This window comes from Microbacterium sp. Y-01 (assembly GCF_003856715.1).
GTDB classification, from domain to species: domain Bacteria; phylum Actinomycetota; class Actinomycetes; order Actinomycetales; family Microbacteriaceae; genus Microbacterium; species Microbacterium algeriense.
Window position 1 is genome coordinate 2,210,820 of sequence record NZ_CP024170.1, and the last position, 22,336, is coordinate 2,233,155.

Sequence of the window (22,336 nt, forward strand, 5' to 3'; positions counted from 1 at the left end):
CGGATTTTTTGGCTGAGAGGGCGTCCCGACGAGCCGTGGCCCGTCGGGACGCGACCCGATTACGACAGTACCAGCAGGCCGTTCGTCTGCTTGCGGGCGACCTCGAGGCGCTGGGCGACGTTCTCCCAGTTCGCGATGTTCCACGCGGCCTTGACGTAGTCGGCCTTCACGTTGAGGTAGTCGAGGTAGAAGGCGTGCTCCCACATGTCGAGCTGGAACAGCGGGATCGTGCCCTGCGCCGTGTTCGACTGCTGGTCGAACAGCTGCTGGATGATGAGGCGCGAGCCGATCGAGTCCCAGCTGAGGACCGCCCAGCCGGAGCCCTGGATGCCGGTCGCCGCGGCGGTGAAGTGGGCCTGGAACTTCTCGAACGAGCCGAAGTACTCGTCGATCGCGGCCTTCAGCTCGCCCTCCGGCTGGCCTCCGCCGTTCGGCGACAGGTTGGTCCAGAAGATCGAGTGGTTGACGTGGCCGCCGAGGTTGAACGCGAGGTCCTTCTCGAGCTTGTTGACGTTCGCGAGGTTGCCGCTCTCACGGGCCTCGGCGAGCTGCTCGAGGGCGGTGTTCGCGCCGGCGACGTAGGTCGCGTGGTGCTTGTCGTGGTGCAGCTCCATGATCTTGCCGCTGATGTGCGGCTCCAGGGCTGCGAAGTCGTAGGGAAGGTCGGGGAGCGTGTAGGTCGCCATATCGCTTTCATCCAATCCGCGCCGCGCCGCGGCGCTTGCCGATCCTCCGCGCCGCCGATGTGCGGCGTAGAGCGGACGTCTCTCATCCTACTGACGACAACGCGGCCGCGCCCCTGAACCTTCCGCCAGATGACGAAGACCCGCCACCCGATTCTTCGGGGAGCGGGTCTTCGTCACGCGAGAGACGTCAGACGTCGAGGCCGACGGGCACAGCAGCCTCGGTGCCGGGGATGCCCTCCTGCTGGGCGCGCTTGTCGGCCATGGCGAGGAGACGCCGGATGCGACCGGCGACGGCATCCTTGGTCAGGGGCGGGTCGGCGTGGTGACCGAGCTCGTCGAGGCTCGCATCGCGGTGCGCGAGCCGCAGCTCGCCGGCGACCTTCAGATGATCGGGAACCTCGTCGGCCAGGATCTCGAGTGCGCGCTCGACACGGGCGCACGCCGCCACCGCCGCCTGCGCGGAGCGACGCAGATTGGCGTCGTCGAAGTTGACGAGGCGGTTGACGCCGGCGCGGACCTCACGACGCTGCCGGAGTTCCTCCCACGCGATCGCCGTCTTCTGCGCGCCCATCTCGTTGAGGATCGTGCGGATCGCCTCGCCTTCGCGGACGACGACGCGCGGCATGCCGCGCACCTCGCGGGCCTTCGCCGCGACACCGAGCCGATGCGCGGCGCCGACGAGGGCCATCGCGGCCTCGGACGAGGGGCAGACGACCTCGAGCATCGCCGAGCGTCCCGGCTCGCTGAGGGTGCCCGCGGCGAGGAAGGCGCCGCGCCACAGGCCGGCGACCTCGGCCCGTGAGCCGGTCGTGAGACGGTTGGGCAGGCCCCGCACGGGGCGACGGCGCTGGTCGAGCAGGCCGGTCTGGCGGGCCAGGGTCTCCCCCTGGGCGATCACGCGCACCGCCCACCGGGCGCCGTCGTTCGCGGTGCTGGACTGCACCTGGGCGATCTCGGGGCGGACCCCGTAGATCTCGGCGAGGTCACGCGCGACGCGACGCGCGAGGGTCTCGGCATCCACCTCGGCCTCCACGGCCACGCGACCGGCGATCGAATGCAGTCCACCGGCGAAGCGGAGGATGGCGGTCACCTCCGCGACGCGCACCGTGGGGGGTGCATTGCGGATGCTGACCAGCTCGGCCTTGACGTCGGTGGTTAGTGCCACGACACTCCTTCACGTTCACGCGCCGGATCGCGACGCAAACGTCCAGCTTACTCGGCCGGGCGACCCGCTACTCTCGGCCGAGGTCCCGGTGACGGACGTTGACGGCGACCCCGGGGATCGCCGCGATCCTGCGTGCCAGCTCCTCCGACATCGCCACCGAGCGGTGTTTGCCGCCCGTGCAGCCGACGGCGATGGTGGAATGGCTCTTGTTCTCGCGCTGATACCCCTCCAGCACCGGCACCAGGGCCGCGGAGTAGGCGTCGAGGAACTCCTTCGCCCCCTCGCGGGAGAGGACGTACTCGCGGACCGTCTCGTCCTGCCCGGTCAGGCCGCGCAGCTCCTCGTTCCAGAACGGGTTCGGGAGGAACCGCATGTCCGCCACGAGGTCGACGTCCGTCGGCAGCCCGTACTTGAACCCGAAGCTGAGCAGCGTGACGCGATGCCGCGCCTGTCCCTCCTCCGAGAAGATGTCGGAGACCTGGGTGGCCAGCTGGTGGATGTTCAGCGACGAGGTGTCGATCACCATGTCCGCGGCCTCGCGGATCGGGGCGAGGCGCGCGCGTTCGCTGCGGATGCCGTCCAGCAGGGTGCCGTCGTCCTGAAGCGGATGCGGCCGTCGTACCGACTCGAAGCGGCGCACGAGCACGTCGTCGGAGGCATCGAGGAACAGCACACGGAGCGAACCCCGCGACCGCAGTGCGCGGGCCACGCCGGGGAAGTCGTCGAACAGGTTGCGTCCGCGGATGTCCACCACCGCGGCGACCTTCGGCAGGGCGTCTCCGCCCATGTCGGTGAGTTCGAGCAGGGGGCGGAGGATCTGCGGGGGCAGGTTGTCGACGACGTACCAGCCGAGGTCCTCCAGTGCGTTCGCCACCGTCGTCCGGCCCGCGCCGGACATCCCTGTGACGATGAGGAACTCGCCCTTCTCCCCGTCAGTCATCGCTCAGTGCTCCCTCTCCCCCTCGGCTTCCCAGCCTAGCGAGTGGAGAGGTGCGTGTGGATGTTCTGGGCGAGCACCGGACCGATCCCCTGGACCTCCTGGATCTGGGCGGGGTCGGCGGCGCGGAGGGCCGTCACCGAGCCGAAGTGCTTGAGCAGCACCTTGATCCGCGAAGCGCCCAATCCCGGCACCTCGGACAGGATCGAGCCGATGTCGTTCCGCCGCTTCTTGCGCTGGTGGGTGATCGCGAAGCGGTGCGCCTCGTCGCGCAGACGCTGAAGCAGGTACAGCGCCTCGCTCGTGCGCGGCAGGATCACGGGGAAGTCCTCCCCCGGCAGCCACACCTCCTCGAGCCGCTTGGCGATGCCGCACACGGCGATCTCGGTGTGCCCGGCGTCTCGGAGCGCCCTGGCCGCGGCCTCGACCTGGGGCTTGCCGCCGTCGACCAGGAGGAGCTGCGGCGGATACGCGAAGCGAGGCTTGCGTCGCACGGTCGCCTCGCCGACGTCCTCTCCGACGACCTCGTCCGTGGTGGGGTCGATGACCTCGATCTCCTCCGGACGGTCGAGGTAGGCGAGCCGGCGCCGGAGCACCTGGTACATCGAATCGGTGTCGTCCGTCGTCTCGGGGATGTTGAACGATCGGTACTGGTCCTTGCGCGGCAGCCCGTCCTCGAACACCACCATCGACGCGACGACGTTCGTGCCGCCGAGGTGCGAGATGTCGAAGCACTCGATCCGCAGCGGCGCCTCGTCCATCCCGAGAGCTTCCTGCAGGTCGGTCAGCGCCTGAGTGCGGGCGACGTAGTCGGTCGTCCGCCTGGTCTTGTGCCGGATCAGCGCCTGCTGCGCGTTGAGGCTGGCCGTGCGCATCAGGTCGGCGCGCTGACCGCGGTGCGCCACCGCGATCTCGACCTTCTTGCCTCGGCGCTCGCGCAACCACAGTTCCAGCTCCGCGGCGTCGTCGGGAAGGGTGGGGACGAGGATGCGACGCGGCACGTCCTGCGCTTCGCCGTACGCCTGCTGGAGGACCTGTTCGACGAGCTCACCGCTGGAGATGTCGATCTCCTTCTCGATCGTCAGCGCCCGCACACCGCGCACTCGACCACCGCGGATGACGAAGTGCTGCACGGCCGCGGCGAGCTCGTCCTCGGCGATGCCGAAGAGGTCCGCGTCCTCGTCGCTGGGGAGCACGAGGGCGCTCTTGCCGAGCACGGCCTCGATCGCGGTCAGCTTGTCGCGGTACCGGGCTGCCGCCTCGTAGTCCATCGCCGCGGAGGCGGCCATCATCCGCTTCGTGAGCTCGCGCGTGAACCGCTCGTCGCCGCCCGCCATGAACGCGACGAAATCGTCGACCATGGCGCGGTGCTCCTCGATCGTGACCGTCATGGAGCAGGGGCCGCCGCACTTGCCGATCTGACCGGGGAAGCACGGTCGCCCGGTCTGCATCGCGCGCTTGTAGCTGGAGTCGCTGCAGGTGCGGATCGGGAACGCCTTGATCATCAGGTCGATGGTCTCGTGCACGGCCCACACCTTGGGGTACGGGCCGAAGTAGCGGGCACCGGGGATCTTCCGATTGCGGGTCACGATCACGCGCGGCGCCTCGTCGCCGAGGGTCACCGCCATGAACGGATACGACTTGTCGTCCCGGTACTTGACGTTGAACGGCGGATCGAACTCCTTGATCCACATGTACTCGAGTTGGAGCGAGTCCACATCCGTCGGGACGACCGTCCACTCCACCGACGCCGCCGTCGTCACCATGCGTCGGGTGCGCTCATGAAGCGTCCGCAGCGGTGCGAAGTAGTTCGACAGACGCTGGCGGAGGTTCTTCGCCTTGCCGACGTACAGCACGCGACCGGCGGCGTCGCGGAAGCGGTACACACCGGGATCGGTGGGGATCTCCCCCGGTCGCGGCTTGTACGACAGCGCGTCGGCCATCAGCTGGCCTTCCGCGCGGAGCGCCCCTCACCCAGGATCTCGGCGAGGAAGAGGCCGGTGTGGCTCTCCTCGACGCGGGCGATCTGCTCCGGGGTGCCCGTGGCGATGATCTGGCCGCCGCCCGAGCCGCCCTCGGGACCGAGGTCGATCACCCAGTCCGCCGACTTGATGACGTCGAGGTTGTGCTCGATGACGATCACGGTGTTGCCCTTGTCGACCAGCCCGTTGAGCACCTCGAGCAGCTTGCGCACGTCCTCGAAGTGCAGACCCGTGGTGGGCTCGTCGAGCACGTAGATGCTGCGTCCGTTGCTGCGGCGCTGGAGCTCGGTGGCGAGCTTGACGCGCTGCGCCTCGCCGCCGGAGAGCGTCGTCGCCGATTGCCCGAGGCGGACGTAGCCGAGTCCGACGTCGACGAGCGTCTTCATGTAGCGGTGGATGGCCTGGATCGGCTCGAAGAACTCCGCGGCCTCCTCGATCGGCATCTCGAGCACCTCGGCGATGTTCTTGCCCTTGTAGTGCACCGCGAGCGTGTCGCGGTTGTAGCGCTTGCCGTGGCAGACCTCGCAGTCGACGTACACGTCGGGGAGGAAGTTCATCTCGATCTTGATCGTGCCGTCGCCGGAGCACGCCTCGCAGCGTCCGCCCTTGACGTTGAAGCTGAACCGCCCGGGCTGATAGCCGCGGACCTTCGCCTCGGGCGTCTCGCTGAACAGGGAGCGGATGCGGTCGAACACACCGGTGTAGGTGGCGGGGTTCGAGCGCGGGGTGCGGCCGATCGGCGCCTGGTCGACGTGCACGACCTTGTCGAGGTTGTCGAGGCCGGTGACCCGCGTGTGCTTGCCCGGTACCGTCCGTGCGCCGTTGAGACGCGACGCGAGCACCTGGTAGAGGATGTCGTTCACCAGCGAGGACTTGCCGGAGCCGCTGACGCCGGTGACCGCGGTGAGCACGCCCAGCGGGAAGTCGGCCGTGACGTTGCGGAGGTTGTTGGCGCGTGCTCCGACGACGCTCAGCATCCGCTTCTTGTCGATCTTGCGGCGCTTGGTCGGCATCGGGATCTCGCGCCGGCCGGAGAGGTACTCGCCCGTCATCGAGTCGCTGTCGGCGAGCAGAGCCGAGTACGGCCCCGAGTGCACGACCTCGCCGCCGTTGACGCCGGCTCCCGGTCCGATGTCGACGACCCAGTCGGCGGCTTCGATGGTCTCTTCGTCGTGCTCGACCACGATCAGCGTGTTGCCGAGGTCGCGGAGGGTGAGCAGGGTCTCGATGAGGCGCCGGTTGTCGCGCTGGTGCAGTCCGATGGACGGCTCGTCGAGCACGTACAGCACCCCGGTCAGGCCGGAGCCGATCTGCGTCGCCAGACGGATGCGCTGTGCCTCGCCGCCGGAGAGAGACCCGGCGGAACGGCTGAGGTTCAGGTACGACAGGCCGACCTGGAGCAGGAAGTCGAGGCGCAGACGGATCTCGCGGAGCACCTGCGCCGCGATCTTCGCCTCACGCTCGGACAGGGTGAGCGTCTCCATGAAGGCACGGGCATCGGCGAGGCTGAGGTGCGAGACCTCGGCGATGGAGTGACCGTGCACCTGCACGGCCAGGACCTCGGGCTTGAGGCGGTTGCCGTCGCACACGGGGCACGGCACCTCGCGGAGGTACTCGCCCCACCGGCTGCGCTGCGTGTCGGACTCGGCCTGGAGGTACTGACGCTCGATGTAGGGCACGACGCCCTCGAACCCGGAGGCGTAGCGCATCTCGCGGCCGTAACGGTTCTTCCACTTGACCGTGACCTTGTAGTTCTCGCCGCGGAGGACCGCGTCCTGCACGTCGGAGTGCAGCTCGCGCCACGGTGTGTCCAGCGAGAAGTCGAGGTCGCGGGAGAGGCCTTCGAGCAGACGCTCGTAGTACTGGAAGAGGCCCTTGCCCTGCGTAGTCCACGGGATGATGACACCCTCGCGGATCGAGAGGTCTTCGTCGCCCAGCATCAGGTCGACGTCGACGGACATGCGGGTGCCGAGGCCGGAGCAGGCCGGGCAGGCGCCGAAGGGCGCGTTGAAGGAGAAGGTGCGCGGTTCGATCTCGGTGAGCGTGAGCGCGTGCCCGTTCGGGCAGGCCAGCTTCTCGGAGAACGTCTGCCACGCGTCGTCGCCCTCGCCGTCGACGTAGTTGATCTGCACCACGCCGCCCGCCAGTCCGAGGGCGGTCTCGACGGAGTCGGTGATGCGCCCGAGGATGTCGTCCGACGCCACGAGGCGGTCGACGACCACGGCGATGTCGTGCTTGTAGCTCTTCTTGAGCTTCGGCGGCTCGGCGAGCTGGATGAGCTCGCCGTCGACGATCGCCCGCGAATAGCCCTTGGCACCGAGTTCGCGGAACAGGTCGACGAACTCGCCCTTCTTCTGCGAGACGATCGGGGCGACCACCTGGTAGCGGGTGCGCTCGGGCAGCTCCATGAGCTGGTCGGCGATCTGCTGCACCGTCTGGCGCTGGATCCGCTCCCCGCACTCAGGACAGTGCGGGATGCCGATGCGCGCCCAGAGCAGGCGCATGTAGTCGTAGATCTCGGTGATCGTGCCGACGGTCGATCGCGGGTTGCGGTTCGTCGACTTCTGGTCGATCGAGACCGCAGGGCTCAGGCCCTCGATGAATTCGACGTCCGGCCGATCGACCTGGCCGAGGAACTGGCGCGCGTACGCGCTCAGCGATTCGACATAGCGACGCTGCCCCTCGGCGAAGATCGTGTCGAACGCGAGGCTCGACTTCCCCGACCCGGACAGGCCGGTGAACACGACGAGGGAGTCGCGGGGGATGTCGATGTCGACGTTCTTGAGGTTGTGGACGCGGGCACCGCGAACACTGAGTTTTCCGGTGGAGGCAACGGGGACGATGGGCACCGAACAAGTCTACGAGGGGCCACGGACATCGGCTCCGCGAGCGGCGATCGCTTCCCCGCCGCTCCCCTCTCCGTGTACCCTTCCGCGCGCGGAATCCGCCGCGCGTGCGGCGCGCAGCGCGAACAGCACGCCCAGCAGGAGGACGACGGCCGCGAGCGGCGCGAGCCACGCCGCTCCGCGATCCACGGGTCCCGGAGCCAGCAGCCACACGCCGAACGCGAGCGGCTGCGCCACGAGCTGTGCGATGACGAATCGCCGCAGACCCGGCAGCAGCACGGCGGGCGCGAGGCGCGACGCCGCCGGGATCGTGAGGCTCAGCGACCCGAGCAGGTGGATCGCCGGGACCACCAGGACGGCGAGTGCGGTCCGCTCCGGAGACGGGTCCGTCAGCACGACGCCGAACACCACGCATGCCGCCGCGATCCAGGCGGCGAGGGAACGCGGGAAGACGACGGCGACGAGGGCCGACATCACCGCGACGCCCTGCCACAACGGGAAGGGGTTGAGCAGGACGACGCCGACCGCGACCACGACCACGTTCAGCAGCCTCACGGCGACGCCGGGCACGACGACCCCCGACCGGAACGAGCGCAGCCTCTTCGTCATCGCCGCACCGCCCGTGCACGCTGCTGCCGGAGGGCGGCCAGCCGCATCGCGATGTCGACATCCGGATCCGCCCACGAGACGACCTCCACCCCCGCATGTCGCAGGTCGAGGAGGATGTCGGAACGCTCCGCGAGCAGGGTGCGCAGCGCGATCCGCTGCTCCCGACTGAGTCTGGCCGTGTCGGGGTGGGGCAGGACGTCGACCGCGACGACCGCATGACCTGATGCCCGCCAGCGGGTGGCCAACCGCGCGGCCACCCCCTCCACGAACGTCGACAGGACGAAGATGATCGATCCCGGCGGCACGATGGGCGCTCGGAGGTATCGGCTGTCGCCGTCCGCCGCGTCGGTCGCGCCGATGACATCGCGCAGCCGCGCGAGATGCCGGGAGCCTCCACCGGACGGCAGGCTCCGGCCACCCGGGGTGAGCGCGTGGTACGCGACGCGATCGCCGACGCCGACCGCGGCTGTCGCGATGGACAGCGCGGCCTCGCGCGCCAGGTCGAGAGAGGTGACACCTGAGGTGTCGGGATCGTCCACTCCCCACGCCGCCACCACGGCCCCGAGGTCCTCCGCCGTGTCCACCGCGATGACCACGGAGGAGTCGCTGAGCGCTTCCGTGCGCCGCACCAGCAGGTCGCCGGGGCGACGCGCAGCCCGGGCCGTGGCCCGCCAGTCGACCCGGCGCAGCTCATCGCCGGGGACGAAGGCGTGGATGTCACGGAAGTCGCCGCCGTGACCGGGGCGGACGCCCGGGTGCGCGCCATGCAGACCGGTCAGGCGAGGCGCGACGGGGAGGCGTCCGATCCGGATCGCGCGGGGCGGCGCGTTCCACACCACAGCGACACGGGACGCCGACTCCGAGATCCATGCGCCGTCGAGGCAGGCGCCTCGGAGAGTCAGGGCGAGAGCCTCCGAAGGTCCGGAGTGCTGCAGCAGGCTGCGCGCGCGGAGGACCGCCCTGCCTGGCCGCACGTCGGCGAGCCCGGTGCGGCGCTGCTGCTGATCCACGGCGACCTGGATCCACTCCGCGTTCGACTCGACGTCCGCCTCCACGTGCACCTCGGGCGTGGCATCCGAGCCCCCTGGCCGTGCGCGGAGCTCGATCGCGACCACGTCATCCGGGGGTCGGCGCCACAGCGCCCATGCCGTGCCGAGCGCGAGCGGCAGGCCGATGGCGATGACATCCGGGCGCGACAGGGCGAGTCCCACGGCTGCGAGCAGCGTCGCTCCCGCGATGCCGATCGCGATGACGGGCGTGCGCCGCCAGGTCACGGGCGCGCGGGCGCGGACGCGGATCGGCTCGGTCACGGGCGCACAGCCACGGTGGGCGGCACCGGCGTCGTCGCGACCACGGTCGCGACGACGGAACGCGGGTCCGTTCCCTGCGCCCAGGCCTGCGGCGTCAAGGTGAGACGGTGGGCGAGCACGGGCTCCGCGATGCGCTTGAGGTCGTCGGGGCGCACGTAGTCCCGCCCGTCGAGGGCGGCCAGGGCGCGTCCGAGCAGCACCAGCGCCTGAGATCCGCGCGGCGAGGCGCCGACGGCGACGTTCGCGGCATCCCGTGTGCCCCGGGCGAGGTCGACGCTGTACCGCGCGATGTCGCCGTCGACGTGGATCCGCTCGACCGCCGCCTGGAGGGCGACCAGTTCGGCGGTGTCGATGACCTGTTCCACGCGCACGTCCGGGTTCTGCCTCCGCACCCGGTCGAGGATGATCCGCGACTCCTCGTCGGGCGAGGGATAGCCGACGGCGAGGCGCACCATGAAGCGGTCCAGCTGCGCCTCGGGGAGGGCGTAGGTGCCCTCGTATTCGATGGGATTCGACGTCGCGATGACATGGAACGGACGCGGGAGCGGGAAGCTGTTGCCCTCGACGGTGACCTGGCCCTCCGCCATCGCCTCGAGCATCGCCGATTGGGTCTTGGGCGTCGTGCGGTTCACTTCGTCGGCCAGAAGCAGCCCGGTGAAGATCGGACCGGGCCGGAACACGAAGTCGCCCGTCGACGGCGCGTACACGTACGAGCCCGTGACATCTCCGGGGAGCATGTCGGGCGTGCACTGCAGCCGACGGAAGTCGAGGCCGAGCGCGGAGGCCAGACTCCGCGCCGCGAGCGTCTTGCCGAGACCGGGGACGTCCTCGAAGAGCACATGCCCGCCCGCCAGGATCGCGGCGAGAGCGACCGTGAGCGGCTCATCCATGCCGACGACTCCCCCTCGCACGCTGTCGAGCACTCTGCGACCGATCTCTGCGATCCGGGTCGTCTCCACGCTGTCGGTCATCGGTTCTCCTCCAGGTCGTTCGGGATGCGGTCGAGGGCGTCGAGCACGAGCTCGATGTCGGTGCGCCGGACTTCCCGGCGGCGCAGGGCGTCGCGCACGCCGTCGCCGAGGATCGCGTCGATGCGGGCGTGCTGCTCCGGATCGTCGAGGTCGAGGCCGTGGTGCGCGAGGCGTCGCCGCAGCACGCCCTGGACGCGCCGCACCACGAGGTGTCCGGCGACTCCGGTGCGGGTGTTGATCGCCCAGGCCATCCGCGAGACCTCGGAGCCGCGCGAAGGGCGGGTCGGCTTCGCCGGCGGCCATGCGGCGCCCTCGTCGAAGAAGACCTGGCGGCCGACCACGCCGATCGCCAGCAGCACGATCATCCAGGCGACGACGAACGGAACGGGAAAGCCGAGCCAGCCGAGCACGAAGACCACGACGACGGCCACGACCGCACCGCCCCCGAGCAGCAGCACACGGGCCGTCATCGCCACGCCGCCTGGACTCCGCGCAGGCAGGCCGCGGCGGTCTGTCGGTCCTGCTCGTCGGCGTCGTGTCCGCCGAAGCGGACCGCTTCGTAGAGGGCGAGCAGCGTGCGCACGTCGGAGGCGACCCCGGCGCGCCCGCCGATGATCCGCGCCGTGAACTCGGACGGCGTCTCGTTCGACGCCCGGGGGGTGCCGGCGTCGGAGGCGGATTCCTCCAGCCCCACCCAGGCCGCCACGATGCCGTCCGCGGGCGTCGGGCGAGCATCGATCGTGCGGAGCGCCCCGTCGATGCCGCGGCGGATGGTCGCCGCATCTGGGTCGGCGTCCGTCTTCGCGCCGCCAACGGGGAGAGTGTCGGTCAGCGCGGCGTTCCGCCGTGCCAGCGGACGGTCGCGCCAGAGCCGTCGGAGGAATCGGATCAGCTGACGGAGGCCGAGGAAGGCCACGGTCAAGACGACGGCGATGATCAGGGTCGCGAGCACCGCGCCGACGATCGTCGCGAGCGGAGAGTCCGCCGGCGGTTCGATCGGCGGAGAGGTGTCCATCGGCAGCGGCGAAGCAGCCTCCTCCCGCGGTTCCTGGACGGGACCGTCCAGCGGCCATGCCCCGAACTGAGGACGGCCCTGCGCGGCCGCGGCGAACATGACGATGGCGAAAAGCGCCGTGATCGCGACGAACGAGAGCAGAAGCGCTCCCGGTCGACGCTTCCCCGCGCGCACCGGCTCCGTCTCGGAGGCCTCGACGCGCAGCATGCCTCCACCCTAGAGGTCACCGGCGCGAGCGCGGTCGCGGTCGCGGACACCGTGAGGGGATGACCCCCCTGTGTCTCAGCCGAGATCGGGGCGGCGGCCCGCGAAGGGCGCGAGTCCGTCCCGGAGCGCAGCGATCTCGCCGATATCCATGCCGACAGCCGCCATCACCTGACGCGGCACGTCGACGGCCCGGTCCCGTAGCGTCATCCCCGCGTCCGTGAGCGTGATCTCCAGTCGCCGTTCGTCCTCGGCGCTGCGCTGGCGGGCGACCAGTCCGTCCGCCTCCAGCCGTTTCACCAGGGGTGACGCGGTGGCCGGCTCCAGCGCGAGGTCGGCGGCGAGATCGTTGAGCGTGCGCGGCGATCGCTCCCAGAGCGCCAGCATGACGAGGTACTGCGGGTGCGTCAGGCCCATCGGCTCGAGGATCGGCCGATAGAGCGCGACGACGTTGCGTGCGGCCGTCACCAGGGCGAAGCAGAGCTGGTTCTCCAGACGGAGCAGGTCATCGGATGCGATCACAAGGCGACTATACATCGGCACTAATCATTAGTACACTAATGAACATGTCTCACGACGCCGACCGCCCGCCGCTCCGCACCCGCATCCGTGAAGCCGGAGGGCTGTACTCCTGGGTCAACTCGAACCTCATCCGGTTCGCGGGACCCGCCTCGGTCGGACCGTACGAGAAGACCCCGCCGCCCAGCGCGGCGGAGCGTGCCGAACGCGCCTGCCCCCTGTGCGGCGCTCCGATGACGCAGCATGAGATCGACCGCTCCGGCCCGAAGCCCCTGGTGCACTGCCCGTAGCGGTCACTCCGATTCCGAGTCGGCGACGGCCGATCCCGTCGACTCGCGCGCGACGTCGAGCCAGAACATCAGAGCCGTGTCGTCGCCCAACACCTCCGGGACCACGTCCAACCAGCCCGCGCTCATCGTGCGCGCTCCCATCACCGCGCGCGATACCCCCGGCTGCGTGAGCAGCGCGGCACCGTTCTCGTCATCGACGCGAACCAGGAGGACGCCGCCGGGCCGCGCCCCGACGAGGATCCGGCCGTCGTCCAGGAACGCCCTGGTCCCGAACATGCGCCGCTCCTCGATCGCGGCGTCCGCGCTCAGGAGCGCCCTCACCCGGTCCGCGAGCTCGTTCCCAGCCGCATCCATCCGATCGACTCCTGCCTAGGCGTGCCCGGCCCGCTCCATCGCGCGGAGTTCCTTCTTGAGATCCTGCACCTCGTCGCGCAGACGGCCGGCGAGCTCGAACTTCAGTTCCGCTGCGGCCGCCAGCATCTGATCGGACAGATCCTGGATCGTGGCCTCGAGCTGCTGCGCGCCCTCGGCGGCGATGCCCGTACGGCGCAGGTTCGGTGTCGGGGATTTGCCCTTGCCCGTCGCGCGCCCCCGACCCGACATCATCTCGGCCGTATCCGCGCCCTCGCGCGCCAGCACCTCGGTGATGTCGGCGATGCGCTTGCGGAGCGGCTGCGGATCGATGCCGTGCTCCTTGTTGTAGGCGACCTGCTTCTCGCGACGACGATCGGTCTCCTCGATCGCCTTGGCCATCGAGTCCGTCATCTTGTCGGCGTACATGTGCACCTCGCCGGAGACGTTGCGGGCCGCGCGACCGATCGTCTGGATCAGTGACGTGCCGGAGCGCAGGAAGCCCTCCTTGTCGGCGTCGAGGATCGCGACGAGCGAGACCTCCGGCAGGTCGAGACCCTCACGCAGCAGGTTGATGCCGACGAGGACGTCGTACACGCCGGCACGCAGTTCGCTGAGCAGCTCGACGCGGCGGAGCGTGTCGACGTCGGAGTGCAGGTAGCGCACCCGGACGCCGTGCTCGCCGAGGAAGTCCGTGAGCTCCTCCGCCATCTTCTTGGTGAGGGTCGTCACCAGCACGCGTTCGTCGCGCTCGACGCGCACCCGGATCTCCTCGAGGAGGTCGTCGATCTGCCCCTTCGACGGCTTCACGACGATCTCCGGGTCGACGAGGCCGGTCGGGCGGATGATCTGCTCCACCACGCCGTCGGCGATGCCCATCTCGTACTTGCCCGGCGTCGCCGAGAGGTAGACGGTCTGGCCGACGCGGTTCTTGAACTCATCCCACCGCAGCGGCCGGTTGTCCATCGCGCTCGGCAACCGGAAGCCGTGGTCGACGAGGGTGCGCTTGCGGGACGCGTCGCCCTCGTACATCGCGCCGATCTGCGGCACGGTCACGTGCGACTCGTCGATCACCAGCAGGAAGTCGTCCGGGAAGAAGTCGAGCAGCGTGTGCGGCGGCTCGCCCGGCATGCGGCCGTCCATGTGCCGCGAGTAGTTCTCGATGCCCGAGCAGAAGCCGAGCTGCTGGAGCATCTCGAGGTCGAACGTCGTGCGCATGCGCAGACGCTGGGCCTCGAGCAGCTTGCCCTGACGCTCGAACTCCTTCAGCCGCTCCTCGAGCTCGTGCTCGATCGTCCCGATGGAGCGCTGGATGACATCGGTGCCTGCCACGTAGTGGGAGGCGGGGAAGATCGGCACGGCGTCGAGCTTCTCGATGACCTCGCCCGTGAGCGGGTGCAGTGAGTACAGCGCCTCGATCTCGTCGCCGAAGAGCTCGATGCGGATCGCGTGCTCCTCGTAGACGGGGATGATCTCGATGGTGTCGCCGCGCACCCGGAAGTTCCCCCGCGAGAAGTCGACGTCGTTGCGGTTGTACTGCATGGCGATGAACTGGCGGATCAGCGCATCGCGGTCATAACGCTCCCCCACCTGCAGCGCGACCATCGCCCGGAGGTACTCCTCCGGGGCGCCGAGACCGTAGATGCAGGAGACGGTCGAGACGACGACGACATCGCGGCGGCTGAGCAGCGAGTTGGTGGTCGAGTGCCGCAGCCGTTCGACCTCGGAGTTGATCGACGAGTCCTTCTCGATGAAGGTGTCCGTCTGGGGCACGTAGGCCTCTGGCTGGTAGTAGTCGTAGTACGAGACGAAGTACTCGACGGCGTTGTTCGGCATCAGTTCGCGGAACTCGTTGGCGAGCTGTGCGGCGAGGGTCTTGTTGTGCGCGAGCACGAGTGTCGGGCGCTGCACCTGCTCGACGAGCCAGGCAGTGGTCGCGGACTTTCCGGTACCGGTGGCGCCGAGCAGCACCACATCGGTCTCTCCGGCGTTGATGCGCGCTGCGAGCTCGGCGATCGCCTGCGGCTGGTCTCCGGCCGGCGCGTACTCGCTGATGACCTCGAAGGGACGGACACTGCGCGTGGGTTGCATACCTCCAGCGTATGCCGCCCCTCCGACATCGAGGCCGTGTCCGCCCTCAGCGTGCGTTGAGCCGTTCCCAGAGCGCGTCGGTCTGCTCGCGCGTCCGCTCGATGGTATCCGAGGTGTCGATCACGACGTCGGCGATCGCGAGTCGACTGTCGTCCGAGACCTGGGCGTCGATCCGCTCCTGTGCGGCCCGCTCGTCCATGCCCCGCAGCTCCACGAGACGGCGATGGCGGATCGCTGCCGGCGCGTGAGCGACGACGATGACGTCCCACGGATCGTCGACGCGCGCTTCCACCAGAAGCGGAACGTCGTACACGACCACGGCGTCGGGGTCGGCGGCCAGAGCCGCGTCGAATCGGCGCTGCGACTCCTCCCGCACCGCGGGGTGCACGATCGCGTTCAGCTGCGCGAGCTGGTCGGGGTCGCCGAACACGGTCGCCCCCAGCGCGGCCCGGTCGAGCGAGCCGTCCGCGGCGACCACCGCGCTGCCGAACGTGTCGGCGATCCGTGCGAGCACGGGCGAGCCCGGGGACTGCACGTCGCGCACGATCTGGTCGGCGTCCACGACGACGGCGCCGTGCTCGGCCAGGCGCCGCGCGATGGTCGACTTGCCGGACGCGATGCCTCCGGTGAGCGCGATGAGGGGCATGCCGCCAGTCTAGGCTCGGCGGCCGACGCCCCTCACCTCGCCAGCAGCTGCCGCCGGGAGCTGATCACTCCCGTGTCGAACCCGGCGAGGTGCAGGCCGCCGTGGAACCGCGCATGCTCGATCTTGATGCAGCGGTCCATCACCACCGAAAGCCCCGCTCCCTCGGCGATCGCCGCGGCATCCTCGTTCCACGAGCCGAGCTGCAGCCACAGCGTCCGGGCTCCGGCCTCGATCGCCTCCTGCGCGACGCCGGGAAGGTCGTCGTGGCGACGGAACACGTCGACGATGTCCGGCCGCACGGGCAGGTCGCCCAGCGAGGCGTACACGGGCCGGCCGAGGATCTCCGTCTCTCGCGGGTTCACCAGGTACACGTCGTAGGCCGTGCTCGACAGCAGATACGTCGCGACGAAGTACGACGCCCGCGCGGGGTTGTTGGATGCTCCGACGATCGCGACGGACTTCGCGCGGCGGAGCAGACCGAACCGCTCCTGCTGGGAGGGCCCGACCCAGGTCCGCCCCGGCACGGTCGGCGCCGCCCCGGGGAGGGCGCAGGCCGCCGCATCCGTCACGGGAGGCAGTTCGCACGCATCGCCCGCGGTCGTCCCGCTCATCGGTTCGCTCCTGTCGCCGTGGTGAGGGCCTGGTCCAGATCCCAGATGATGTCGTCGGCGTCTTCCAATCCCACGGAGATGCGGATCAGGTCGGAGCGCACGCCCGCCGCGACGAGCTGCTCGTCGGTGAGCTGACGGTGCGTGGTCGACGCGGGATGGATGACCAGGGTGCGGGCATCGCCGATGTTCGCCAGGTGCGAGGCCAGCTGCAGGTTCTCGATGAGCCGCTCCCCCGCGGCCCGGCCGTCGTCGGCGGCGACGCCGAACGCGAAGACGGAGCCAGGGCCCAGCGGCAGATACTTCGCCGCGCGCTCGTGGTGCGGATGCCCTTCGAGTCCCGCCCAGGTCACGTAGGAGACGCGCGGGTCGGAGGCCAGCCAGTCCGCCACGATGCGCGCGTTGGCCAGGTGCGCATCGATGCGCTGCGGCAGCGTCTCGATGCCCTGGAGGAGGTTGAACGCCGACTGCGGACTGAGTGCGGGGCCGATGTCGCGCAGCTGCTCGGAGCGGAGCTTGGTGAGGAAGCCGTACTCGCCGAAGTTGTCCCACCACTTGATGCCGCCGTACGACTCGACCGGCTCGGTCATCTGCGGGAACTTGCCGTTGCCCCAGTCGAACGTCCCCTTCTCGATCACGACACCGCCCAGGGTGGTGCCGTGGCCGCCGAGGAACTTCGTGACCGAGTGGATGACGATGTCGGCGCCGTGCTCGAGCGGACGCGCGAGGTAGGGGGTGGCGAGGGTCGCGTCCACGACGAGCGGCACACCGGCAGCGTGGGCGACGGCGGCCAGTCCCTCGATGTCGGCGATCTCGCCGGAGGGGTTGCCGATCATCTCGACGTAGACGACCTTCGTCTCCGGCCGGATCGCGTCCGCGAAGTCCGCGGGATCCGTCGAGGCGACGAAGGTGGTCTCCACACCGAAGCGGCGCAGCGTCACGTCCAGCTGCGTCACCGTGCCGCCGTAGAGCTGCGCGGCGGCGACGACGTGATCGCCCGCGCCCACGAGAGCGGCGAACGTGATGAACTCCGCGCTCATGCCGGAGGCGGTCGCGACCGCACCGATGCCGCCTTCGAGCGAGGCCAGACGCTCTTCGAGCGCGGCGACGGTGGGGTTGCCGATCCGGGAGTAGATGTTGCCGTACTTCTGCAGCGCGAACAGGTTCCCCGCATCGGCGGCATCGTCGAACACGAACGACGTGGTCTGGTAGATCGGGACCGCCCTCGCGCCGGTCGAGGCGTCCGGGGTTCCTCCGGCGTGCAGGGCTCTGGTCCGGAACCCGAAGCGGTGTTCTTCCGTCATGATGTCCTCAGTTCAGCGGCGGCGAGCACGTCGGCGATGTCGTCGACGGCCCAGGGGTTCTGCAGCGATGTCGTGTCGCCGAGCGGCGGGGGCTCTCTGCCGATCCGGCGGTCCTGCTCGGCCTCCCACAGCTGCGCCAGGAGTCGCCGCATGATCTTCCCGGAGCGGGTCTTGGGCAGATCGGGCACGACCACGATGTGCTTGGGCTTCGCGACGGGACCGATCGCCGCGGCGACCTGGGCACGCAGCGCGGACGGAGCGACCTCCGCGCGACCGGACGGGGTGACGAAGGCCACCACGGCCTGTCCCGTGACCGGATCGGACACCCCGGCCGAGCCGGCCTCGCCCACGGTGTCGTGCGCGACGAGGGCGGACTCGATCTCGATCGTGGACAGACGGTGGCCCGAGACGTTGACCACGTCGTCGAGGCGGCCCAGGATCCAGATGTAGCCGTCGGCATCCCTCGTCGCCCCGTCACCGGCGACGTAGAACCCGCCGTGCTCTCCCTTGCCGGCATAGGCCGCCCAGTACGCGTCGCGGTACCGCGTCGGGTTCCCCCAGACGGTGCGGGCCATGCCCGGCCACGGTCGACGCACGACCAGCGTGCCGGACCGGCCGGGAGGCACCTCCGCGCCGTCCTCGTCCACGACGGCGACGTCGATCCCCGGCAGTGGTACGGACGCCGAGCCGGGTTTGAGGCTCGTCACACCCGGCAGCGGCGCGATCATCGCGGCGCCGGTCTCGGACTGCCACCAGGTGTCGATGACGGGCAGTTCGTCACGACCGAAGTTCCGGCGGAACCATACCCAGGCCTCAGGGTTGATCGCCTCGCCCACGGTGCCGAGCAGCCGCAGGGTGGAGAGGTCGTGCCCGCCCGGGAGGGCGGAGCCGAACCAGGTCATGAACGTGCGGATCAGCGTGGGAGCCGTGTAGTAGACCGTCACCCCGTAGCGCTCGATGATCTCGAGGTGACGCTCGCGGTGCGGTGCGTCCGGCGTCCCCTCGTAGATGACCTGCGTGAGGCCGTTCGACAGCGGTCCGTAGATCTCGTACGTGTGCGCCGTGACCCAAGCGAGGTCGGCCGTGCACCAGTGCACGTCGTCGGGCCGGGCGTCGAAATGCGCCCAGTGCGCCCAACTCGCCTGCGTCAGGTACCCGCCCGAGGTGTGCACGAGCCCCTTCGGCTTCCCAGTGGTCCCTGAGGTGTAGATGATGAACAGCGGATGTTCGGCGTCGAACGCCTGCGCCTCGTGGCGAGGCGAGGCGGTGTCGACGATGTCGTGCCACCACACGTCACGCCCCGCGGTCCACGGCACCTCCTGCCCGGTTCGACGCAGCACGAGCACATGCTCGAGGTCGGGGAGCCCGGCCGCAGCGAGGTCGGCGGTCGACTTGACCTCGGTGGCGGTCCCGCGCCGGAACTGCCCGTCGCTGGTCACGAGCAGCTTCGCGGCCGTGTCCTCGAGGCGGAAGCGGACCGCCTCCGCGGAGAAGCCCCCGAACACCAGCGAGTGCACGGCGCCGATCCGCGCGCAGGCGAGTGTGATCACGACCGTCTCGACGAGAACGGGGAGATAGATCACGACCCGGTCCCCCGGCTCGATGCCGAGTTCGGTGAGCGCGTTCGCCGCCTGCGAGACCCGCTGCTGGAGGTCGGTGTAGGTCACGGAGACACGGTCGCCGGGCTCGCCCTCGAAGTGCAGGGCGACCTTCTCGCCCTTCCCGGCTTCGACGTGGCGGTCGACGCAGTTCACGGCCACGTTGAGTCTCCCGCCGACGAACCACCGCGCCGCGGGGATCGCCCCGTCGGTCGGCGGCTCCCACTCGTGCGCGGTGCGCCACGGCTCCGCCCATTCCAGACGGCGGGCCGCTTCCTCCCAGAACGCCACCGGATCGGCCGCCGCCCGCGCGTAGACCTCCCCAGTGACGTTCGCATCCGGGAACGCGTTCGACGGCTCGTAGACGCGGGTCTCCTGCAGCCGCGCTTCGGTGTCGGTCACGTCCATCGGCGCAGCAGGAACTTCTCCAGCAGTGCGAGAACACCGTTGGTGATCGTGCCGAGCAGCGCGAGCAGCACGATGGAGAGCAGGATGCGGTCGACACGGCCCGTGCTCTGCGAGTCGGTCAGCAGGAACCCGAGTCCCATCGACGACGCGATCAGCTCCGCCGCGACGAGGAACAGCCAGGCCTGCGCGAGCGCGAGCCGCAGACCGGCCACCACCGAGGGGACGACCGCGGGCAGTTGCACGGTGCGGAACAGCGACCAGCCGCGGAGGCTGAACGAGCGTCCCGCCTCGACCAGCTGCGGGTCGACGTGTCGCAGCGCCGAGGCCACGGTCGTGTAGACCGGGAAGAAGGCTCCGATGGCGATCAGGGTCACTTTGGACTCCTCGCCGATCTGCATCCACAGGATCAGCAGAGGCACCCAGGCGAGCGAGGGCACGGCCCGGACCGCCGCGAGCGTGGGGCTGAGCAGCATGTCACCCAGCCGGGACAGCCCGACGAGTCCCGCGACGGCGAGGCCGATCACCGAGCCGATGGCGAAGCCGAGCAGCACGCGCTGCACCGAGATCGCGATGTGCGTCCACAGCTGTCCGCTCTCCGCCAGTTCCACTCCGGCCTCGAAGACGGCGGCGGGTGCGGGCAGCCGGTACGGCTCGACGAGACCCGATGCGGTGACGATCTGCCAGGTGAGCAGGATCGCAGCGGGCAGCAGCAGCCCGCCGAGGATGCGGACGAGCGGCCGGTCCCCCCAGCGTCGGACTCCGGTGGCAGGGCGGCGACGTCCCGCCGCGGACTCGAGCGCGTCGCGCGAGTCCGCCGGGACGATCACCCGCTGGTCGAGGTCGGTCACTCGTCCCCGACCGCCTTCTTCGCGAAGGTGTCGTTCACGATGGTGGAGAGCGCCTTGTCGACGGATTCCTGGCCGCCCTGGACATCCCCGGACTCGACGAGCACGGGGGCGATCTTCTCCAGCACGGCGACCTGATCCTCCCCCGGGATGCCGCTCACGTCGAGGTTCGAGCGCTCCTGGATGACCGTGGTGGCGACGGCCGGGTCGATCCCGGCGACCTCGGCCAGCAGCGCCGCCGTCTCCTCGGGGTTCTCGAGCGCCCACTCGCGTGCCTGCTCGTACGCGTCGACGACGGCCTGCGCGAGGTCGGGGTGGTTCGTGACGAAGTCCTCGGTCGCGTTGAGGAAGCCGTAGGTGTTGAAGTCGACGTTCCGGTAGATGAGCTTGTCGCCCGACTCCACCTCGGCGGCGGCCATGATGGGGTCGAGGCCCGCCCACGCGTCGACGGAGCCGCCGTCGAGCGCAGCCCGTCCGTCGGCGTGCTGGAGATTCTGCACCTCGACGTCGGCGAGCGAGAGCCCGCCCTCTTCGAGTGCCTGCAGGAGGAAGAAGTAGGGGTCGGTGCCCTTCGTGGCGGCGACGGAGGCGCCCTTGAGGTCTTCCAGCGAGGTGATGTCGCTGTCCGGACCGACGACGATGGCCGACCATTCAGGCTGCGAGTAGATGTCGATGACCTGGATGGGCGAGCCGTTGGCCCGTGCCAGGAGAGCGGCGGAGCCGGCGGTCGACCCGACGTCGACAGATCCGGATCGCAGCAGCTCGTTGGCCTTGTTGGAGCCGGCGGACTGGATCCACTCGACCTCGACGTCGTCGCCGAGGATCTCCTCGAGGATCCCCTGATCGCGGATCACGAGGCTCAGCGGGTTGTAGGTGGCGAAGTCGATGGACAGCGTGTCGGACGACCACTCCCCGCTCGCCGCGGCGTCGTTGTCGTCGTCGGCCTTGGCGTTCTCGCCGGCCACGCAGCCGGTCGCGACGAGCATCATCGTCCCGGCGATCGCGATCGCAGGGATGATGCGGCGGGTGATGGTGCTCATCGGGACTCCTCGGTGGTGCGGTGGTGGGTGTCGACGCCGAGACCTTCCAGGAGGTCGGCGCGCAGGTCGGCGAGGCCGCGATCGGCGCGGTCCCGCGGGCGAGCGCCCGGCACGGCGACCGTGCGGGCGATCGAGGGCTCGTCGTCGCCGCCGAGCGTGCGCAGCAGCAGCACGCGGTCGGCGAGGTAGAGGGCTTCCTCGACGTCGTGCGTCACGAGCAGGACGGTCGTCGGCTCGGCGGCGTGGATCTCCAACAGCAGATCGTGCATCCGCAGCCGTGTCAGCGCGTCGAGTGCACCGAACGGCTCGTCCAGCAGCAGCACACCGGGGTTGCGGGCGAGCGCTCTGGCGAGAGATGCGCGCTGCGCCATGCCGCCGGAGACCTCACGGGGCCGCTGGTCGGCGGCGTGCTCGAGGCCCACCAGCTGCAGGAGCTCGCGAACCCGCTCGCGTCCCGCTCGGCGTGCCGTCGAGCGGGGCAGGCCGAGTTCGACGTTCTGGGCGAGCGTGCGCCACGGGAGCAGCCGCGGCTCCTGGAAGGCGATCGCGGTGCGCTCGTCGACGTCGGCGACAGCCGTGCCGTCGAGGCGGATGCGTCCGCCGGTGGGGGCATCGAGACCACCGACGAGGCGGAGGAGCGTGGACTTCCCGCAGCCGGAGGGGCCGACGACGGCCACGATCTCCCCCGCTGCGATGTCGAGGTCCACCCCGCGCAGCACATCGCGGCGGCCCTGCGCGATCGGGAACGACCGCTCGATGCCGTCGAGCCGCACGGCCTGAGCCGCCCCCGCGGACGAGGACGTCACGGCGGTGCGCGGCGCAGGGAGCAGAGCGGTCATTTCTCCATGCTGGCGGGGCGGATGGAATGTTACGAATGCGGCCGTAATGTTCCGTCACGCAGGATCCGTGTC

Annotated in this window: 21 protein-coding genes; 1 reads left to right on the top strand and 20 read right to left on the bottom strand. The window is 70.0% G+C overall.

Annotated elements, in window-relative coordinates:
- Positions 1–59 precede the first annotated feature (59 nt).
- The 11 genes from CSX12_RS10460 to CSX12_RS10510 form a co-directional block, all read right to left on the bottom strand.
- Positions 60–686, bottom strand: a complete 627-nt coding sequence (locus CSX12_RS10460; RefSeq protein ID WP_017202787.1) for a superoxide dismutase — start codon at positions 684–686, stop codon at positions 60–62.
- A gap of 187 nt (positions 687–873) precedes the next feature.
- The gene (gene whiA, locus CSX12_RS10465) at positions 874–1,851 is read right to left on the bottom strand and encodes a DNA-binding protein WhiA (RefSeq protein WP_017202788.1); all 978 of its coding nucleotides are present in this window, start codon (positions 1,849–1,851) and stop codon (positions 874–876) included.
- Between the two features lie 67 nt (positions 1,852–1,918).
- Positions 1,919–2,791, bottom strand: a complete 873-nt coding sequence (rapZ, locus tag CSX12_RS10470; RefSeq protein ID WP_017202789.1) for an RNase adapter RapZ — start codon at positions 2,789–2,791, stop codon at positions 1,919–1,921.
- Between the two features lie 35 nt (positions 2,792–2,826).
- Positions 2,827–4,731 carry an excinuclease ABC subunit UvrC gene (uvrC, locus tag CSX12_RS10475; RefSeq protein WP_017202790.1) on the bottom strand — a complete coding sequence of 635 codons (1,905 nt, stop codon included), beginning with the start codon at positions 4,729–4,731 and terminating at the stop codon, positions 2,827–2,829.
- On the bottom strand, positions 4,731–7,619 hold the full coding sequence (uvrA, locus tag CSX12_RS10480; RefSeq protein ID WP_124895731.1) for an excinuclease ABC subunit UvrA: 2,889 nt from the start codon (positions 7,617–7,619) through the stop codon (positions 4,731–4,733). Before uvrA ends, uvrC begins: the two co-directional genes overlap by 1 nt.
- Positions 7,620–7,628: 9 nt before the next feature.
- Positions 7,629–8,225 carry a hypothetical protein gene (locus CSX12_RS10485; protein WP_124895732.1) on the bottom strand — a complete coding sequence of 199 codons (597 nt, stop codon included), beginning with the start codon at positions 8,223–8,225 and terminating at the stop codon, positions 7,629–7,631.
- Complete coding sequence (locus tag CSX12_RS10490) at positions 8,222–9,535, bottom strand: DUF58 domain-containing protein (protein ID WP_241160431.1); 1,314 nt, start codon at positions 9,533–9,535, stop codon at positions 8,222–8,224. Before CSX12_RS10490 ends, CSX12_RS10485 begins: the two co-directional genes overlap by 4 nt.
- Positions 9,532–10,506, bottom strand: coding sequence for a MoxR family ATPase (locus CSX12_RS10495; RefSeq protein WP_124895733.1), 975 nt, complete (start codon positions 10,504–10,506; stop codon positions 9,532–9,534). The genes CSX12_RS10490 and CSX12_RS10495 overlap by 4 nt, the downstream gene beginning before the upstream one ends.
- Positions 10,503–10,976 carry a hypothetical protein gene (locus CSX12_RS10500; protein WP_225855825.1) on the bottom strand — a complete coding sequence of 158 codons (474 nt, stop codon included), beginning with the start codon at positions 10,974–10,976 and terminating at the stop codon, positions 10,503–10,505. Before CSX12_RS10500 ends, CSX12_RS10495 begins: the two co-directional genes overlap by 4 nt.
- Positions 10,973–11,728: a DUF4129 domain-containing protein gene (locus tag CSX12_RS10505; protein ID WP_124895734.1), complete on the bottom strand. Its 756-nt coding sequence runs from the start codon at positions 11,726–11,728 to the stop codon at positions 10,973–10,975. Before CSX12_RS10505 ends, CSX12_RS10500 begins: the two co-directional genes overlap by 4 nt.
- 75 nt (positions 11,729–11,803) lie before the next feature.
- Positions 11,804–12,247 carry a MarR family transcriptional regulator gene (locus CSX12_RS10510; RefSeq protein ID WP_124895735.1) on the bottom strand — a complete coding sequence of 148 codons (444 nt, stop codon included), beginning with the start codon at positions 12,245–12,247 and terminating at the stop codon, positions 11,804–11,806.
- 44 nt (positions 12,248–12,291) lie between these two features.
- Between CSX12_RS10510 and CSX12_RS10515 the strand changes: the two genes are divergently transcribed.
- Positions 12,292–12,534 (top strand): hypothetical protein, encoded by a 243-nt coding sequence (locus CSX12_RS10515; protein ID WP_017202797.1) that lies wholly within the window; start codon positions 12,292–12,294, stop codon positions 12,532–12,534.
- Between the two features lie 3 nt (positions 12,535–12,537).
- Here CSX12_RS10515 and CSX12_RS10520 read toward each other — a convergent pair whose 3' ends face one another.
- The 9 genes from CSX12_RS10520 to CSX12_RS10560 are packed head-to-tail and all read right to left on the bottom strand — an operon-like array spanning position 12,538 to position 22,264.
- Positions 12,538–12,888, bottom strand: coding sequence for a TfoX/Sxy family protein (locus tag CSX12_RS10520; protein WP_225855826.1), 351 nt, complete (start codon positions 12,886–12,888; stop codon positions 12,538–12,540).
- A 15-nt stretch (positions 12,889–12,903) separates the two neighbouring features.
- Positions 12,904–14,976 (bottom strand): excinuclease ABC subunit UvrB, encoded by a 2,073-nt coding sequence (gene uvrB, locus CSX12_RS10525; RefSeq protein WP_017202799.1) that lies wholly within the window; start codon positions 14,974–14,976, stop codon positions 12,904–12,906.
- A 46-nt stretch (positions 14,977–15,022) separates the two neighbouring features.
- Positions 15,023–15,622 (bottom strand): dephospho-CoA kinase, encoded by a 600-nt coding sequence (gene coaE, locus CSX12_RS10530; RefSeq protein ID WP_124895736.1) that lies wholly within the window; start codon positions 15,620–15,622, stop codon positions 15,023–15,025.
- A 32-nt stretch (positions 15,623–15,654) separates the two neighbouring features.
- Positions 15,655–16,233, bottom strand: coding sequence for a CoA-binding protein (locus tag CSX12_RS10535; protein WP_124895737.1), 579 nt, complete (start codon positions 16,231–16,233; stop codon positions 15,655–15,657).
- Positions 16,230–17,534, bottom strand: coding sequence for an O-acetylhomoserine aminocarboxypropyltransferase/cysteine synthase family protein (locus CSX12_RS10540; protein WP_017202803.1), 1,305 nt, complete (start codon positions 17,532–17,534; stop codon positions 16,230–16,232). Before CSX12_RS10540 ends, CSX12_RS10535 begins: the two co-directional genes overlap by 4 nt.
- Complete coding sequence (gene acs, locus CSX12_RS10545; protein WP_017202804.1) at positions 17,531–19,540, bottom strand: acetate--CoA ligase; 2,010 nt, start codon at positions 19,538–19,540, stop codon at positions 17,531–17,533. Before acs ends, CSX12_RS10540 begins: the two co-directional genes overlap by 4 nt.
- On the bottom strand, positions 19,531–20,388 hold the full coding sequence (locus tag CSX12_RS10550; protein ID WP_017202805.1) for an ABC transporter permease: 858 nt from the start codon (positions 20,386–20,388) through the stop codon (positions 19,531–19,533). Before CSX12_RS10550 ends, acs begins: the two co-directional genes overlap by 10 nt.
- Positions 20,385–21,425, bottom strand: a complete 1,041-nt coding sequence (locus CSX12_RS10555; protein WP_017202806.1) for an aliphatic sulfonate ABC transporter substrate-binding protein — start codon at positions 21,423–21,425, stop codon at positions 20,385–20,387. Before CSX12_RS10555 ends, CSX12_RS10550 begins: the two co-directional genes overlap by 4 nt.
- Positions 21,422–22,264, bottom strand: coding sequence for an ABC transporter ATP-binding protein (locus tag CSX12_RS10560; protein WP_124895738.1), 843 nt, complete (start codon positions 22,262–22,264; stop codon positions 21,422–21,424). Before CSX12_RS10560 ends, CSX12_RS10555 begins: the two co-directional genes overlap by 4 nt.
- Positions 22,265–22,336 lie beyond the last annotated feature (72 nt).